The 685-nt window shown below is 32.1% G+C and carries 1 protein-coding gene; it reads right to left on the bottom strand.

The annotated features are described in order from the left end of the window. Nucleotides 1-569, bottom strand: a 569-nt coding sequence (locus ACFILO_RS09635) for a DnaB-like helicase N-terminal domain-containing protein (protein ID WP_375678231.1), incomplete at its 3' end; no start/stop codon positions are given. Between the last annotated feature and the right edge of the window lie 116 nt (nucleotides 570-685).

Genomic DNA, 685 nt, shown 5'->3' with positions numbered 1-685 from the left:
CTTGCCATGTTAAGTGCTTTTGCAATGGCTGTATTAAAGTTTTCAAACCCACCCCCATATTTTCCTTTTTCTGCCAATTCAAACAACTGATTTTCAACAGTTTCAATTTGTTGTGATGTTGTAAGTTCTACAGAAACATCATAAGCTCTATTCACAACTTGAGTGCCAAGGTTAATTAAAGAGCGTCGGATAAACAGATCATAAATGACACTCCCATAATCTTTAGTATTAATGATTGTTACAGCTTCTTTAGCTAAACGCACCACGTAATTATATACAGTGATGTCACCAATTTTCGCATCATTTTCAACAAAGGGCTTAATAGTAATGGGATCTGCAACTTTTCCATTTTGAATAATTTGTGAAATGATATCAAAAAGCTTTTGATGCAACGGTTCAAAAAAGTGCTCTGCTTTTAAAAAATCAGAAACGCTATCAAGAGCATTATTATTGATAATGATAGCACCCAGCAAAGCTTTCTCTGCTTCAATATTATGGGGCAGTTGACGAAAAGAAGATTGTTCTTCTGTTTGAAAAGAAGGTAAATTAACAGCGTTCATTTTATTCATTATGATTTAAATTGATTTAATAAATGATAATTATAAATCACTGAATCTACAGTGTGAATCCCATTTTTATTTTACTTAACAGCTTGCTTTTTGATACGTTTTGTGCAATAAAGAGA

The sequence above is a fragment of the Bartonella sp. AP72JLCBS genome (assembly GCF_042195705.1).
GTDB lineage: Bacteria > Pseudomonadota > Alphaproteobacteria > Rhizobiales > Rhizobiaceae > Bartonella.
The sequence above is the reverse complement of the archived record's forward strand: the minus strand, read 5'-3'. Positions and strand labels throughout refer to the sequence as shown.